At 69.5% G+C, this 12760-nt stretch carries 24 protein-coding genes; all 24 read right to left on the reverse strand.

The window, feature by feature from the left end:
* The coding region (locus ACTHM3_RS07410; protein WP_440405474.1) for a hypothetical protein at positions 1–553 on the reverse strand (553 nt) is incomplete at its 3' end.
* 25 nt (positions 554–578) lie between these two features.
* On the reverse strand, positions 579–1490 hold the full coding sequence (locus ACTHM3_RS07415) for an AAA family ATPase (protein ID WP_440405475.1): 912 nt from the start codon (positions 1488–1490) through the stop codon (positions 579–581).
* An 85-nt stretch (positions 1491–1575) separates the two neighbouring features.
* Positions 1576–1803: a hypothetical protein gene (locus ACTHM3_RS07420; RefSeq protein ID WP_440405476.1), complete on the reverse strand. Its 228-nt coding sequence runs from the start codon at positions 1801–1803 to the stop codon at positions 1576–1578.
* Complete coding sequence (locus tag ACTHM3_RS07425) at positions 1803–2159, reverse strand: hypothetical protein (RefSeq protein WP_440405477.1); 357 nt, start codon at positions 2157–2159, stop codon at positions 1803–1805. The genes ACTHM3_RS07420 and ACTHM3_RS07425 overlap by 1 nt, the downstream gene beginning before the upstream one ends.
* Complete coding sequence (locus ACTHM3_RS07430) at positions 2159–3334, reverse strand: RtcB family protein (RefSeq protein ID WP_440405478.1); 1176 nt, start codon at positions 3332–3334, stop codon at positions 2159–2161. Before ACTHM3_RS07430 ends, ACTHM3_RS07425 begins: the two co-directional genes overlap by 1 nt.
* A gap of 14 nt (positions 3335–3348) precedes the next feature.
* Complete coding sequence (locus ACTHM3_RS07435; RefSeq protein WP_440405479.1) at positions 3349–3594, reverse strand: DUF3039 domain-containing protein; 246 nt, start codon at positions 3592–3594, stop codon at positions 3349–3351.
* 103 nt (positions 3595–3697) lie between these two features.
* Entirely contained in the window at positions 3698–4744 is a 1047-nt protein-coding gene (locus tag ACTHM3_RS07440) for a hypothetical protein (protein WP_440405480.1), read from the reverse strand.
* Between the two features lie 309 nt (positions 4745–5053).
* Positions 5054–5368: a hypothetical protein gene (locus ACTHM3_RS07445; protein ID WP_440405481.1), complete on the reverse strand. Its 315-nt coding sequence runs from the start codon at positions 5366–5368 to the stop codon at positions 5054–5056.
* Positions 5368–5664 carry a hypothetical protein gene (locus ACTHM3_RS07450; protein ID WP_440405482.1) on the reverse strand — a complete coding sequence of 99 codons (297 nt, stop codon included), beginning with the start codon at positions 5662–5664 and terminating at the stop codon, positions 5368–5370. Before ACTHM3_RS07450 ends, ACTHM3_RS07445 begins: the two co-directional genes overlap by 1 nt.
* Positions 5665–5674: 10 nt before the next feature.
* The gene (locus ACTHM3_RS07455) at positions 5675–5902 is read right to left on the reverse strand and encodes a hypothetical protein (RefSeq protein WP_440405483.1); all 228 of its coding nucleotides are present in this window, start codon (positions 5900–5902) and stop codon (positions 5675–5677) included.
* The gene (locus ACTHM3_RS07460) at positions 5899–6522 is read right to left on the reverse strand and encodes a DUF2637 domain-containing protein (RefSeq protein ID WP_440405484.1); all 624 of its coding nucleotides are present in this window, start codon (positions 6520–6522) and stop codon (positions 5899–5901) included. The genes ACTHM3_RS07455 and ACTHM3_RS07460 overlap by 4 nt, the downstream gene beginning before the upstream one ends.
* Before the next feature lie 138 nt (positions 6523–6660).
* Positions 6661–8322 (reverse strand): SNF2-related protein, encoded by a 1662-nt coding sequence (locus tag ACTHM3_RS07465; RefSeq protein ID WP_440405485.1) that lies wholly within the window; start codon positions 8320–8322, stop codon positions 6661–6663.
* Entirely contained in the window at positions 8319–8648 is a 330-nt protein-coding gene (locus ACTHM3_RS07470) for a hypothetical protein (RefSeq protein WP_440405486.1), read from the reverse strand. The genes ACTHM3_RS07465 and ACTHM3_RS07470 overlap by 4 nt, the downstream gene beginning before the upstream one ends.
* A complete protein-coding gene (locus tag ACTHM3_RS07475) occupies positions 8645–8983 on the reverse strand; it encodes a hypothetical protein (RefSeq protein WP_440405487.1) in 339 nt (112 codons plus the stop codon). Before ACTHM3_RS07475 ends, ACTHM3_RS07470 begins: the two co-directional genes overlap by 4 nt.
* A gap of 25 nt (positions 8984–9008) precedes the next feature.
* Positions 9009–9578, reverse strand: a complete 570-nt coding sequence (locus ACTHM3_RS07480) for a hypothetical protein (RefSeq protein ID WP_440405488.1) — start codon at positions 9576–9578, stop codon at positions 9009–9011.
* Positions 9575–9892: a hypothetical protein gene (locus ACTHM3_RS07485; RefSeq protein WP_440405489.1), complete on the reverse strand. Its 318-nt coding sequence runs from the start codon at positions 9890–9892 to the stop codon at positions 9575–9577. The genes ACTHM3_RS07480 and ACTHM3_RS07485 overlap by 4 nt, the downstream gene beginning before the upstream one ends.
* Complete coding sequence (locus ACTHM3_RS07490) at positions 9889–10245, reverse strand: hypothetical protein (protein WP_440405490.1); 357 nt, start codon at positions 10243–10245, stop codon at positions 9889–9891. The genes ACTHM3_RS07485 and ACTHM3_RS07490 overlap by 4 nt, the downstream gene beginning before the upstream one ends.
* Positions 10242–10658, reverse strand: coding sequence for a hypothetical protein (locus ACTHM3_RS07495; protein ID WP_440405491.1), 417 nt, complete (start codon positions 10656–10658; stop codon positions 10242–10244). Before ACTHM3_RS07495 ends, ACTHM3_RS07490 begins: the two co-directional genes overlap by 4 nt.
* Positions 10658–10996 carry a hypothetical protein gene (locus ACTHM3_RS07500; RefSeq protein ID WP_440405492.1) on the reverse strand — a complete coding sequence of 113 codons (339 nt, stop codon included), beginning with the start codon at positions 10994–10996 and terminating at the stop codon, positions 10658–10660. The genes ACTHM3_RS07495 and ACTHM3_RS07500 overlap by 1 nt, the downstream gene beginning before the upstream one ends.
* Positions 10993–11304, reverse strand: a complete 312-nt coding sequence (locus ACTHM3_RS07505) for a hypothetical protein (protein ID WP_440405493.1) — start codon at positions 11302–11304, stop codon at positions 10993–10995. The genes ACTHM3_RS07500 and ACTHM3_RS07505 overlap by 4 nt, the downstream gene beginning before the upstream one ends.
* The gene (locus ACTHM3_RS07510) at positions 11301–11792 is read right to left on the reverse strand and encodes a hypothetical protein (protein WP_440405494.1); all 492 of its coding nucleotides are present in this window, start codon (positions 11790–11792) and stop codon (positions 11301–11303) included. Before ACTHM3_RS07510 ends, ACTHM3_RS07505 begins: the two co-directional genes overlap by 4 nt.
* A 2-nt stretch (positions 11793–11794) precedes the next feature.
* Complete coding sequence (locus ACTHM3_RS07515) at positions 11795–12079, reverse strand: hypothetical protein (protein WP_440405495.1); 285 nt, start codon at positions 12077–12079, stop codon at positions 11795–11797.
* On the reverse strand, positions 12076–12366 hold the full coding sequence (locus ACTHM3_RS07520) for a hypothetical protein (protein WP_440405496.1): 291 nt from the start codon (positions 12364–12366) through the stop codon (positions 12076–12078). Before ACTHM3_RS07520 ends, ACTHM3_RS07515 begins: the two co-directional genes overlap by 4 nt.
* The gene (locus tag ACTHM3_RS07525; RefSeq protein WP_440405497.1) at positions 12366–12737 is read right to left on the reverse strand and encodes a hypothetical protein; all 372 of its coding nucleotides are present in this window, start codon (positions 12735–12737) and stop codon (positions 12366–12368) included. Before ACTHM3_RS07525 ends, ACTHM3_RS07520 begins: the two co-directional genes overlap by 1 nt.
* Positions 12738–12760: the final 23 nt, after the last annotated feature.

Raw genomic sequence — 12760 nt, forward strand, 5'->3', positions numbered from 1 at the left:
CGGCGGGGGCCGCGGTGGGCGCGGTCGACGACGGGCGGTTGATGAACCGGACGAAGTTGCGCTTGGCGTACAGCGGGTTCTGCGCCTCCTTGGCCACCTCGTCGGCGTTGGTGCGGTCGAACCGCGGGTCGTCCTCGACGCCGAGCACCAGCTCGAGCGGCTTGTTCAGCAGCTCGCGGTCGGTGAGCTTCGCGAGGGTGTCCTCGTCGATGTCCTCAACCTCATAGCCGAGGGCCTTGATGAGGCCGATCGACTGGTACGACGGCACGATGCTGCCGTCGCGACCGAACTGCTCGAGCGACGTCGGCACGTTGGCGAAGAAGTTGCGGTTGGCGTACTGGTGCCCCGCCGGGACGACGAAGCGCATCCGCATCGCGGTGATCTGGGCGTTCGGGCCGGACTTGGCGTGCGGCTCGCGCTCGATGTAGCCGATGTCCTTCTTCGACGGCGCGATGGTCACGGGGACCCTCGTTCCGTCCGGGAGCGCGGCCTGTCGACCGCCGCCGCCGTTGCCCTTGTTGAGGGCGTCGAGCGTTGCCTGCGAGAGAGCCATGGTGGCTGTTCCTCCTGTTGGTGGGTTACTTGCTGGTGGACTTGGTGACGGCGGCGATCACGGCGTGGGTGCCGGCGATCTTCTCGTCGATGGCGGCGAAGAGCGACGGGAGCGAGAAGTCCCAGAACGGCTCCGTGAAGCCGTAGCGGTTCTTCACCGTGATGTACGGGCTCTGGCTCATGTTCGCGACGAGGTGCGAGTAGCGGGGCTCCTCGTCCTCGCGCTCCTCCCACCCGATGTGGGCGACGAGGTCCGGGATCGCGGCGACGTTGTCCTTCGCGGAGCCCGCGAGCTTCATCGTCATCTTGTCGATGCCGGTCTTCTTGTCCTTCTTCTCCATCGTGTGCGAGGAGACGAGGCCGAGCGGGCGGCCGTTCTGCAGGGCCCACAGGATGTCGTTCGTCCAGGTGGCGAGCGCCCCGTAGGCGGCGAGCGGGTCCTGGCGGCCGTCCGTGGTCTTGCAGGTGGCCATGAAGTACGCGAGGCCAATCTCCTGCAGGGTCGAGAAGGTGTCGAGCGCGATGACGTCGACGTCGACCGAGTCGGACAGCAGCGCGCCGACGTGCTTCTGGCCGTTCGCGTCGGTGTAGCCGAGGAGCTGGTCGAGCAGCGGCTTCGAGGTCATCGGGTCGGTCTTGTCGATGTTGATGACCTGGATCTGGCCGGTCTCGACGGCGTGCGTGATCTGCGGGTCGAGCGCCCACACGTCGGTGCCGTTCTCGACGTCGACGTAGGCGACCTTCGCGTCCTTGTAGGCGGGGACCTTGATGATCCCGCCGAGCAGCGTGGACTTGCCGGTGCCCGGCTCGCCCATGAACGCCATGCACGAGGGCTTCCCCAGCGTGGCGGAGTTCTTGGTCTTGGCGCCGAGGACGTCAGCCAGTGCAGCGAGGCTCAGCTTCGGGGCGGCCTCGGGGGCCGCGGTGGTGTCGGTCATGTCATTTCCTCCTGGGTTCGTCACGGTATCTGCGATTTGCTGGCTAATCAAGCCTGGTGGTGGGGTCGGTGTGTCGCTCCCACATCTAGTGGTCGGGGATGGGGTCGAGCGGCCAGTGGAAGCCCGCTCGTCGGAACATGGCGCGGTCATTGAGGTTCGCGCGCCTGTCCGATGGGGTGGTGTGCAGGCTCAGGGGCCGCGATCCGTTCGGCGGGTAGACGACGAAGGAGTCGTCGTTCTTCCGGCGGATCGTGGCCCCCTGAGCGGCGAGCCCGTCGAGGATCTTCTTGAGCTCGGCCCTGCGGCCGGCCATCAGCGGACGACCGTCAGCTCGATCGCGGTGGTCAGCTCGAGCTCCGAGACGTCGATGTGGTAGCCGCCTCGGGGGTACGGGTGGCTGCCGTCCTCCTTCGTAACCGCGCTGCCGTCGACGACGACGCACGACCAGTGGCTGTCGCCGCTTTCCTGGAACGGCACGACGATCAGGCCGGTACGCGGGAGCAGGAGCAGCATGCCCTTCACGTCGTGCGTGTAGAAGCGCTGCTCCGGCAGCTCGAGCAGCTGCGCGTTGATGGATCCGGGCGGGGCCTGCACGTCGCGGGGGTCGCGGGTGAGGCCCTTGAAGGGCGAGCGCTCGTGGGCGGCGCGCTGCTCGGCGGCGGTGGACATCAGTCGCCCTTCACGTTGACGATCTGCCGCAGGACGTGCTGGATGTCGACGAGGTCGTCGGCGTCCGCCATGACCTGGTCGATGTCCTTGTACGCCGACGGAATCTCGTCGAGGAAGGCCTCGCTGCGGTTCCACTCGATGCCGGTCATCGCCTCCTCGAGCTGGTCCATCGTGAAGGTCTTGCGGGCCTTCGAGCGGCTGTACTCGCGGCCGGCACCGTGGGGCGCGGTGCAGAGCGCGGCGCGGTTGCCCTTGCCCTCGACGACGTACGAGCGGGTGCCCATGGAGCCGGGGATGAGGCCGGGCACGCCGAGGTGCGCGTCGATCGCGCCCTTCCGGGAGACCCAGAGGTCGCGGCCGAAGTGCTTCTCCTTCGCGGTGTAGTTGTGGTGGCAGTTGATGCGCTGCTCCTCGATGACGTCCTCGCCGGTCGCCAGCTCGAGCTGGGCGATGACGCGGTCCATCATCTCCTCGCGGTTCTTGAGCGCGAAGTCCTGCGCCCAGCGGAGCGCGCGGATGTACGCCCAGAACTCGTCGGTGTCCTCGACGAGGTAGGCCAGGTCGGGGTCCTCGAGCGGGATGTAGTAGCGCTCGGCGAGGTCACGAGCGACCTTGATGTGCTGCTGGGCGAGCTTGTTGCCGACGCCGCGGGATCCCGAGTGCAGGAAGAGCCAGACGCGGCTCGCCTCGTCGACGCTCACCTCGATGAAGTGGTTGCCGGAGCCGAGGGAGCCGAGCTGCAGGCGCCAGTTGCCGGCGACCTGGTCGATGTCGAGGCCGCTGCGCTCGGCCAGCAGCTCGAGCGAGGCGACGCGCTTGGCCGCGGGGTCCCACTCGATGCGCTGGTTGTACTTGCCGGCGCTCAGCGGGATGCGCGCCTCGATGGAGCGGCGCAGGTAGCTGAGGTCGATCTTCGACCGCAGCTCGTCCTCCGTCCACTGGGTGCGCACGGCGATCATGCCGCAGCCGATGTCGACGCCGACGGCGGCCGGGATGATCGCGCGCTCCGTCGGGATGACGGAGCCGACGGTCGCGCCGAGCCCGAGGTGGGCGTCCGGCATGAGCGCCATGTGCGGCTGCACGAACGGGAGCCGCGAGGTGCGCAGCGCCTGCTCCTTGGTGTCGGGCTCGAGGATCGAGGCCCAGTTGATGAGCTTGTCGCTCAGCTTCTCCATGGTGGTCTCCTTCGTCACTCGTCGAGCAGCTGCTCGTACTTGTCCTTGCACTCCGGGCAGACCGGGTACTGGGTCTCGTCCCTCGACGGGATCCAGAGCTTGCCGCAGAGGGCCTCGCACGGGATCCCGAGCACGCGCGCCTCGAGGATGGCCTCCTTGCGCGCGTAGTGGGCGAGGGTGTCGTGGTCGCCCGGCTCGCGCGGGGCGGCGACGGGCGTGGTCTCGACGACCTCGAGGAGGCCGCCGGCGGTGCCGCTCACAGCTCCTCGTCCGCGCCGCAGTCGTAGCAGTGCAGCACGTCGGGCTCGCCGGGGTACTCGCCCTCATAGACCTCCGTGTCGCCGGATCCGCAGTCGAGGCAGTTCACGCCGCCACCCCCGCCTTCTCGGCGGCCAGCGCGGCCCACGGGTCGCCGGCGGATTGCTGGCTAACCGGCGTATCGATCGCGGCGACCGGGGCGAGCTTCGCCTCGTTCTTGGCCTCGGCGGCGCAGACCCCGCAGTGCGGGTGGCTGGCGTAGTCGAGCGGCGTCTTCGTGCCGTCCTCGAGCGCCTTGGCCATCGCCTGCGCGTCCTTCCAGATGCCGACGGCGTAGTCGCGGCTGTAGCCGAAGGCGATGGAGCGGACACCGCGCGGTGCGGCCTCATCCATGTAGCGCTCGCTCTGGCGGTTGTCGACCGTCATGGCGGAGTCGCGGGCGATGAAGTTGAGGAAGAGCTGCTCGACGGGAAGGCCCTCGTTCTCGAGGCCCATGCCGTAGAGGTGCAGCTGCCGGGAGTAGCGCTCGATCTTGTAGAGCGCGTGGGCGATTTCGGCCGCGTAGACGCGCTCCGAGACGCCCTCGACGGCCTTGCGGTAGACGATCGAGCCCTTGTTGGCGCCGCTCTTCACGACGTTGGGCTCGAGCACGACGACCATCTGGTGGTCGCGGCCGAACACCGGACCCGTGCCGCGCACGATGCCGAGCGCGTCGACGAGGAAGGCGAGCTTGCGCAGGTCGGTGTTCTTGTAGTCGACGAGCACGGCCCGCGACTCGATGTAGAGGTCCGTGCTCGACCAGATCGGCCGGCCGGGGAGCAGCTCGCCGAGGCACATCTTGCGCTCGGCCTGCATGCCGGGGTAGAGCCAGCCGAGCTGCGCGAGGTCGTCGCCGTGCTCGTTGGCGGTCTCGATCGCCGTCTTGGCGTTGCCGTCGAGTCGGCCGTGGATGGAGGTGCCGATCACACGGCCGCCCCAGGCGCCGTCCATGATGCGGTCGCTGCGCTCGGTGCCGGCAATCTCGAACGCGCGGCAGCGGTCGCAGGGGTTGGACAGGTTCGAGGCTCCGACCTCGACCTGCGCGTCGCGCTCGGTGCGCGGGTTGAAGAGACGGACGGTGAAGTCCCTCATCTCGTCTGGGGTCATGCTCACAGTGGCTTCCTCCTGGTGATGGGCTGGGGTTGAATACCGGCAGCGGCCCGAGGATGTTCGTGCTCCTCGGGCCGCTCGCGGTGTGGTCCTGATCTGCGCAGCTCCCTCGCGTCGTCATTGTCGTGGGGAGCCGATCACCTCCTACGGGCGATGTGCCGAATCACTTGAGCCTCCAATCTGGGGCGGTCGGTGTGACCGCCTGTGACCAACAAGCTAATTGATTTAGCGGGCAAATCGCAATGCGGATTTCTCGCTATTCAGTTGGATATCAGGTAATGGGGGTCGACGAGTCGTTACTCCTGGGGCCGACTAGTCGGTCTGGATGATCCCGTCGATCCACACCTGACCGCCCCATACGCCGTCAGCGACGCCGGCGGGGAGGTTGTGCGCGAACGCCTTGCACGCCTCGATCAGCGGGCAGGGCTCGGAGGCGCCGGCCACGCCGTGGCAGAGCCGGTGCGCACCCTCCGGGCTCGGGCGCTCCGACGGCTTGAAGCCGACGTAGTAGCGCCAGTTCTCCTCCTTGCGGCACTTGAGCTCGACGGATTCGGCGTGCGCCTCCTCGAACTCGTGGTCCGCCTGGTTCCTGATGTGGCTCTGGGCGCGCCTCTTGGCGACGCCCATCAGCCGGCCGTCTCGATGGCCAGCGGGAGCCGCTCGAGCTCTCCGAGGGCCATGCGGCACGCCCCGCGGAACGCGGCCGCGTCGGCGGGGGGCTCGAGGTCGAGGATCGTGCGGAGCGTGTCCATCACCTGCTCGATCCCGTTCGACGCCTCGCCGTACGCCAGGAGGGCCTCCTGAGTGCGCCGGTACTCGATGTAGGCGCGGGGCGACGAGTCGGGATCCTTCGTTTGCTGGCTCTTCGACCAGGCGGCGAAGCCGGTGAGCAGCTCGACCTGCTCGTCCTCGGGGGTGGGCACGGTGTTGCTCCTAGGCCGCGGGGCGGAAGTCGGGGATGGGCAGGCGGAGGATCGGCTTGGTGCGCAGCTCGTCGCGGATCCGCGCGATGTCGAGCCGGATGCTGGCCACCACCGAGGCGAGGTACTCGGCGCGGTCGAAGAGGCCGTCGGCGATCCACTCGAGGCGGAGCTGCTTGGTCACCCGCAGGTCGCGCTTGGCGTTGCGGAGCTTCTGGCGCAGCTCCTTCCTGGTGCTCACGCGGTCGCCTCCTCATCGGGCCGGCGGAAGACCTGGTCGGCGGCGACGTCGGAGACGAGCGCGAGCAGGAACGGCGCGGCGCCGGCGATGACGCACCCGACGGCCAGCTGCCACTGGTTCTGGGCGGGGCTGATCGAGATGGTGTGCAGGATGTTCGCGCCGGCGCTCACGGTCGCCAGCACGGCGATCCAGAACCACGACCACCGGACCTTGCGGCCCTCCTCGCGGTCGCGGAAGAGCTTGAGCGTGAAGACGAGGATGGCGACGTCGAACATGGCCGGCACCGCGAAGCGGAGCCAGGTGTCCCCGACGGCCCAGAGGGCGGCGCCGGCGAGCCCGTCGAAGCTGACGACGAACGACGCGATCGCCATGAAGGCCGCGAGCACGAGCAGGGTGATGAGCACCCAGGCGTGGGCGGCGGAGAAGCGCAGCGCCGGCTTCGAGCCCTCGGCCGCGCGCTGGGCGGCGCGGCGCTGGCGCTCGACGTTGCGCAGCTCGGCGGCGCGCTCCTGGCGGGCGCGGCGGGTGTCGCCGGCGCGCTTCACGCGGGGGCTGTCGCGGTTCTCGAGCGCGGTGACGGTGGCCTCGGTCGGCGAGGGGGCGGTCTCGGTGGCGGACACTTCGTGAACTCTCCAATCCATGGTCGGGGTGCTCCTTGCTCTGCGCGGATAGCCAGCTATCTGACGGGCGCGGCGGGTGTATCGGCGGCGTGGGCGGCCCCGGGTCGGGCCACCGTACCATTTAGCGGGCAATTCGAGTCAAGCCGCCACGCGGAGCGACGCCGTCATGCTGCGGTTCATCTCGTCCTGCCGGACGATGATGCCCTCGTCGATCGTCCCCTCGGCCACCAGCTCGGCGTGCTCGAAGGCGCCGAAGTCCAGCGTCATGCCCGGCCGGAAGATCCGCTTGACGAACTGCAGGTTGTCGGCGCGGTTCTCGCTCCGCTCGAGCCAGAGGATCTTGCTGCAGGCCTTCTGCAGCCCGTCGACGCCGGTGCCGATCGAGGGGATAGTCGCGACCAGGTAGCGCACGCTCGGGTCGCGGGCGATGAAGCGCTCCTTGAGCGCGTCGCGCTCCTTCTTCGGCACCTGGCCGTGCCAGACCTGCGCGCCGAGCCCGCGGACCTGCAGCCGGGCGGCCGCGACCTTGGCGAACGCCATCGAGTGCACGCCGATCAGGACCGGCTGCTCCTTCCAGATGTTGCGCAGCACGAACTCGGCGGTGTTGAGCTTCGAGCTGGCGCACTCGACGTCGAAGGAGACCTTCATCTCCTCGTCGAAGCGCATCTCGCCGAGCGTCGCCGTGCGCAGGCGCTGCCGCTGGGTGATCGGCAGGTCCGCGATCAGCGGCTCTCGGTCGCCGAAGCGGGCCTCGAGCCAGGTCATCGAGAGCTTCTCGAGCTGGCGGTACTGCTCGCGCTGCTCGGGCGTGAGCTGCACCTTCACGACGCGCGGCGGCGGCACGGGCTCGGGCTCGTCGCGGATGTAGCAGGGGAGCTGCTTGACGTAGGCGCCCTCGACGAGCTCCCCGGTGATCTTGGAGTTGTCGCCGTAGAGCGTGTCGGGAATCTCGCGGCCCTTCGCGTCGACCGGCTTCACGAGCGTGGCCCACTGCCGCTTCCAGCGCACGAAGGAGGCGTCGACGACGTCCGGCCAGATCCAGCGCGTCACCTTCCAGGCGCCCTCGAAGAGGTTGCCCATGAAGGTGCCGGAGAGGCCGATGCGCCAGTCGCTCTTGATCGAGGTGATCGTGTGCGCCGTGTTCGAGTGGCGGTTCTGCATCTTGTGCACCTCATCGAAGATCATCGCGTCGAGGTGGCGCTTCTTCGCCTTGAGGAACCGGAATACGTTGTCGTGCACCGACTGGGTCTCGATCTTCCACACCGGGTCGCCGGCGTCGTCGACCGCCTGCTCGCCCGTGGCCTTGTCGAGGACCGGGATCGGCTTCTTGGTCTTCTTGTCGATCTGCAGCTTCGGGCGGCCGTTGTGGTCCATGACCTCCATCGACGACCAGTCCCGCGAGGTGAGCCACTGGATGCCGGCGAAGTAGACGCCGGGCGCGCCGTCCTCGATGAACGCCTTCCAGTTCTTCTCGCCCTCCTCGTCGGAGCGCATGAGGCGCAGCTGCACGCGGCCATCGGACTGCTCGCGGAAGCTCTCGGCCCACTGCTTGCCGGTGTCGCGGATGCCGACGATGAGCACGCGCCGCCACTCCCCCGCGGCCATCTTGCGGAGGGCAATTTCCGTCGCCATCAGGGTTTTCCCCTTGCCCATGTCGTCGGCGATCAGCGCGCCGCGGGTGGGCTCGGAGCAGACCCGCTGGATCTTCCACTCCTGGTCCTCGCGGATCGTGCCGGACGGCGTCTCGCCATCCTCGAGGAAGCCGTCGGGGTAGCGGGGGTCGAAGGGGCCGTACTTCATCCGATCGTTGCCTCCTCGGGGTGGTCGTTGATCGCGTCGGCCCAGTCGTGCTGGGTGGCGCCGGGGACCACGCGGCCCATGACCTTCGAGCAGCACGGCGTGAGGCCGTCGCGGCGCGGCTTGTGGTCGTCCGAGGCGATGTGCCGCACGAGCATGCGGACGTGGGTCGCCTTGACGGGGTTCGCGCGGCGACGGGGCTCGGGAGCCGGGGCCGCCTCGGGGGCGACGACCTCCGGCTCCGGCTTGGGGGCGGGCTTCTTGGCCCGCGGCTTCTTGGGCGGCTTTGCGCCGGCGGCGAGGGCGTCCATGCGCTGGAAGAAGCTCACTTCGTCACCCGCTTCCGGCTCGTCCACTGGGCGTCGACGTTGCCCTCGGCGAGCTCCTTGCCGAGGTCGACGTAGGCCTCGAAGTCCCAGTGGTCCTTCGTGGTCTCGGCGCGCAGCGCGGCCTTGCTCGCGCCCGACTCGATCGCCTCGTGGATCGCAGCGGCGGCCACGGCGCGGCGGCGCGCGGTCTCCTCCTCGATCTGGCGCTCGGCCTCGGCCCGGATGCGCTCTCGCATCTCGGCGAGGTCGGCGATGTTGGCCCGCCAGACGCGGCCAGCCTCGGCGATGGCCCGTAGCTTGTCCACGGGTTGTGATAGTACCTGGGTGAGCGTCATGCGCCACCTCCTCTCGATTAGCTGGCTACCGCGGGTGGACGTCCACCCAGTCGAGCACGACCTCGGTGTGGGAGCGATCGCGCAGCCACTCCGTGATGCCCTCGCCGGTGTCCGACTCGTCGTCGACGGGGCGCACGAAGCGCATGCCGTCGGCCTGGCGGGTGATGACCGTGTAGTGGCCGTGCCAGAAGCGCGGCTCGTCGCGGTCGACGGTGGTGGAGACGATCGTTCGCGGGTCGAGCACGATGAGCAGCGACCCGTCGCGCTCCCACCACTCGATGCTGAGCCCGACCGAGCTGACGGCCTCGGTGAGCACCCGCTCCGGCTCGCTGCCGTAGCTGAGGTACTTCTCGAGCGTGCCGGGGTGCTTCGTCGTGACGCTGCGCAGCGCGACCTTCGTCATGGTCGGCACGGCGATGGCGTCGCGCAGCGAGTTGGCCAGGTCGAGCTTGGCCTGGTGGATCTGCTCCCCCAGCTCCTCGGCGACGCGGGCGCGGATGATCGCCTCGGCACTTGACTCGATGTCCTTGAAGCGGCGCCAACGCTGGCGGGTGGTCTCGACGGCCGCGAGGGCCTCGGTGCTGAGCTTGGTCACGGGATCCTCCGGGGGTCGTGCTTGGCGAGCAGGTAGCTCGGGTGGTCGAACGCGCCGTCCTCGATGAAGGGCAGCAGGCCATGCAGGGCGTCGGTGATCGCCCCGGCATCGTCGTCGGCCTGGATGTCGAGGTCAAGGAGGCGGGAGACGTGTGTCGCGACGTGGTCGTGGTGCTCGGCGTGCGCCTCGGCGGCGTAGTCGTCGGCGACGTCCTCGGCCGCCGGCGTGCCGGCGTAGCCCCAGGTGATGTCGCCGAAGCCCAGGTCCGACGGGTCGGTGTAAGGGATGCGGACGAGGGTGATGACGCGGGTCACGCGACGAGGACTCCTTCGGGCTTGACGACGACGCGCTCGGCGAGCATGTCGACGTGGTCGGGGTGCACGTAGAGCCGCGGGAAGATCCCGACGGGCTCGCGCGCCCACTCGCGGCGGTACTGCTCGCGCACCTCCGACGCTGCGGCGGCGAGGAAGGTCGCGCTCTTGCCGAGCGTGGTGTGGAACGGGTGCCAGCGGGTGCCCGGCTCGGCGTCAATGCGCCGGTCGATGTACTCGCGGGCCTGGCGCTGGGCCTCCTCGCCGACGAAGAACTCGACGACGCGGTCCTCGCGCCAGGCGATCGTGGTGCGCCCGAAGGAGCCGAGCGACCAGCGGTCGCCGAGCCCGGTCATCGGAGGGCCTCGCGGGCGATGTCGAGCAGCAGCGGCAGCTGGTCCTCGGGGAGGTCGAACCACCGGGCGCGACCCTCGAGCGACTCGGGGATGTAGAGCGTCTCGGCGTGCTCGGCCCCGTCGACCCACCGCTGCAGGACCGCGCCGACCACCTCCTCCGGGGTGCGGTCGGGCGTGGTCTCCGGGTCGCCGTCGTAGAGCGTGTCGTCGTTGAGAACGACCCGGACGCGGCCGGTGCCCTCCTGGGTGTCGATCATCACGAGCTTCACGTCGGGGTCGATCGTGCTCATGCCGGCGGTGACCGTGATGCCCTGCTCGCGCTGGCCGCGCGGGGCCGCCTCGTTGACGAACTCGACGTGGTGCGGGTCGGAGGTCGAGATGCGGGTGGTGAACATGGGGGCGTCGTCGAGCATCAGTCCTCGTCCTCCTCGACCGTGTCGATGTCGTCGCCGGCGATCGCCTGCGCGGCGACCTTCCGGGCCCAGTCATCGACGTCGCGCTCGGCGAGCGAGCCCGGCGCGTTCCAGTCGTCGACGGCGTCGGTGAGCAGGTCGGCGAGGGCCTGCGGGGTCAGGACGGCGTGCTCGCGGATGGCGGCCGCCAGCTCGTCGGCGATGAGGACGAACTGCTCGTCGTTGCGCTCCCACTCGCTCGCCGTCGCCGGCTCGGCCGTCTCCTCGGCGGCGTTGTAGTCGGCGCGCTCGGCGGCCAGGGCGTCGTAGCGACGCAGCAGCTCGCGGATGTCGGTCACGGGGTCTCCTTCTTGAGGCTGTCGTAGATCGGGGTGTCGGACTGGCGCAGCTGCGCCTTGACGGCGTCGGCCGCCTCGGTGAAGCGCTGCTTGGTCGCGCGGCCCGCGGCGGAGTCGGCGACGAGGTAGCTCTGCGGGCCCATGCCGCGCACGGTCTCGGGGATGAGCTTGCCGAGGCGGACGAGGGAGTTGAGCACGCGGGCGGTCGCCGTGTGGGGCGACGGGTCCTTGCCAGCGGCGCGCTCCCAGAGCCGGCCGTTGTCGTCGGCGTCGCTGAGCGCGGTGCGCTGGGCGGGGGTCATGCTCATGCCTCGTGCCACCCGTCCGGGAGCCGCACGGCGTGCGCCGAGCGCGTGTCGCCGTGGCGGTAGTAGAGGCCGTCGAAGTCGGCGTCCCCGTCGTAGTCGAACTCGACCAGCGGGTAGCCCTCGGAGTCGTAGCGCGTGGCCGCGGTCTCCCGCAGCGCCTCGTCGACGGCGAAGAGCGAGTCGGGGTCGACGTCGTCGCCGCAGACCGGGCAGCGCAGCCACGGCGTGCGGGCGAGCTCCTCGTCGATCACGTCCAGCTCGGCGGCGAGGTCCAGGGCGTCGTGCCCCTTGGCGGCGTTGAAGGCCTCCTCGACGCGCTCGCGGCGCGCGGTCAGCTCCGTGGTGTCGGGCTCGACGACGAAGAGCTTCGGGAACTCGGCGTGGCGGATCCAGGTGTCGAGGTAGCCGCGGAGCTGCACGAGCGCCTGCGGGTCCTCGGCGGCCGCGGTGCGGATGCGCGCCTCGACCTCGTCCATCGTGTGGGGCATGGTCACTTCTCCTTGATCTGGATGCGGTACGTGTTGGGGCGGTCGCCCAGGGCCAGCCGCATCAGCACCTTCTTGTGGGCCGGGCAGCGGTCGAGCACGAACGTCTTGAGCTCCCACGGCTCGGACTCGGGGGTCAGGAACGGGCTCGGCACGCGGGTCTCCGACCACCCCCTCTTCCGAGCGGCACGGCGCTCCGTGTAGAGGCTGCTCGCCGGGTAGATGCTGAGGTCGCCGTAGACGGAGGTGCAGCCCGGCACGTCGCAGCGGAGGATGATCGCGCTGCTCATCGCGGCGTCCGGTCGTACACGTCGCCCTCGACGTACTCGATCTGGGCGCCGGTGATCGGGTGGTGAGCGACCCAGAGGTAGTCGCCCTCCTGCCAGTGCACCATCCAGCCCGCGTCGCTCATCGCGTCGCCGAGCTGGTCGTCGCCGCCGGAGCCGGCGAAGAACGCGTCGCCGGACGAGGGCGGGTCGAGCACCTCCTTGAGCTTCTCGAAGGTGTCGGGCTTCTCCTCGCGGATGCGGCGGAGCTGGTCGTCGATGTGGGCCCAGAAGCCGTTGAGCGCGCCCATCAGCAGTCCTCCCCGTGCTCGACGATGAAGCCGTTCACGCCGTGGCGACGGAGGAGGTTGTCGGCGTCGTCCCAGGTGTGCAGCTCCATCTCGAAGAAGACGTGGTCGATCGCGTCGAGCTCCGGGCTGGGGTCCCACTTCTCCATGAGGCTGTTGAAGTCCGAGTCGACGAGGTCGGTGACCGCGAGGCGCGGGGTCTCGTTGAGCTCGAGGAGGACCGCGTGGACGCCCTCGGGCATGAGGGCGCAGACCTCCGCGATGGCGGTCTCGCGGAAGGCGTCGGCGGCGGACCAGTAGGCCTGCCGCATGCGCTGGTAGTGAGCGCTCGGCTCGATGGTGTCGTCCTTGGGGCCGTCTTCGGTGTCGGTCATGCGGGTCTCCTTAGCCTGCTATT

The organism is Pseudolysinimonas sp., assembly GCF_051954455.1.
GTDB lineage: Bacteria > Actinomycetota > Actinomycetes > Actinomycetales > Microbacteriaceae > Pseudolysinimonas.

Excerpts from the sequence above, each read along its gene's own strand:
- ACTHM3_RS07415 (WP_440405475.1), bottom strand. The coding sequence starts at position 1,490 with ATGACCGACACCACCGCGGCCCCCGAGGCCGCCCCGAAGCTGAGCCTC.
- ACTHM3_RS07420 (WP_440405476.1), bottom strand. The coding sequence starts at position 1,803 with ATGGCCGGCCGCAGGGCCGAGCTCAAGAAGATCCTCGACGGGCTCGCC.
- ACTHM3_RS07425 (WP_440405477.1), bottom strand. The coding sequence starts at position 2,159 with ATGTCCACCGCCGCCGAGCAGCGCGCCGCCCACGAGCGCTCGCCCTTC.
- ACTHM3_RS07430 (WP_440405478.1), bottom strand. The coding sequence starts at position 3,334 with ATGGAGAAGCTGAGCGACAAGCTCATCAACTGGGCCTCGATCCTCGAG.
- ACTHM3_RS07445 (WP_440405481.1), bottom strand. The coding sequence starts at position 5,368 with ATGGGCGTCGCCAAGAGGCGCGCCCAGAGCCACATCAGGAACCAGGCG.
- ACTHM3_RS07465 (WP_440405485.1), bottom strand. The coding sequence starts at position 8,322 with ATGAAGTACGGCCCCTTCGACCCCCGCTACCCCGACGGCTTCCTCGAG.
- ACTHM3_RS07475 (WP_440405487.1), bottom strand. The coding sequence starts at position 8,983 with ATGACGCTCACCCAGGTACTATCACAACCCGTGGACAAGCTACGGGCC.
- ACTHM3_RS07490 (WP_440405490.1), bottom strand. The coding sequence starts at position 10,245 with ATGACCGGGCTCGGCGACCGCTGGTCGCTCGGCTCCTTCGGGCGCACC.
- ACTHM3_RS07495 (WP_440405491.1), bottom strand. The coding sequence starts at position 10,658 with ATGCTCGACGACGCCCCCATGTTCACCACCCGCATCTCGACCTCCGAC.
- ACTHM3_RS07505 (WP_440405493.1), bottom strand. The coding sequence starts at position 11,304 with ATGAGCATGACCCCCGCCCAGCGCACCGCGCTCAGCGACGCCGACGAC.
- ACTHM3_RS07510 (WP_440405494.1), bottom strand. The coding sequence starts at position 11,792 with ATGCCCCACACGATGGACGAGGTCGAGGCGCGCATCCGCACCGCGGCC.
- ACTHM3_RS07515 (WP_440405495.1), bottom strand. The coding sequence starts at position 12,079 with ATGAGCAGCGCGATCATCCTCCGCTGCGACGTGCCGGGCTGCACCTCC.
- ACTHM3_RS07520 (WP_440405496.1), bottom strand. The coding sequence starts at position 12,366 with ATGGGCGCGCTCAACGGCTTCTGGGCCCACATCGACGACCAGCTCCGC.
- ACTHM3_RS07525 (WP_440405497.1), bottom strand. The coding sequence starts at position 12,737 with ATGACCGACACCGAAGACGGCCCCAAGGACGACACCATCGAGCCGAGC.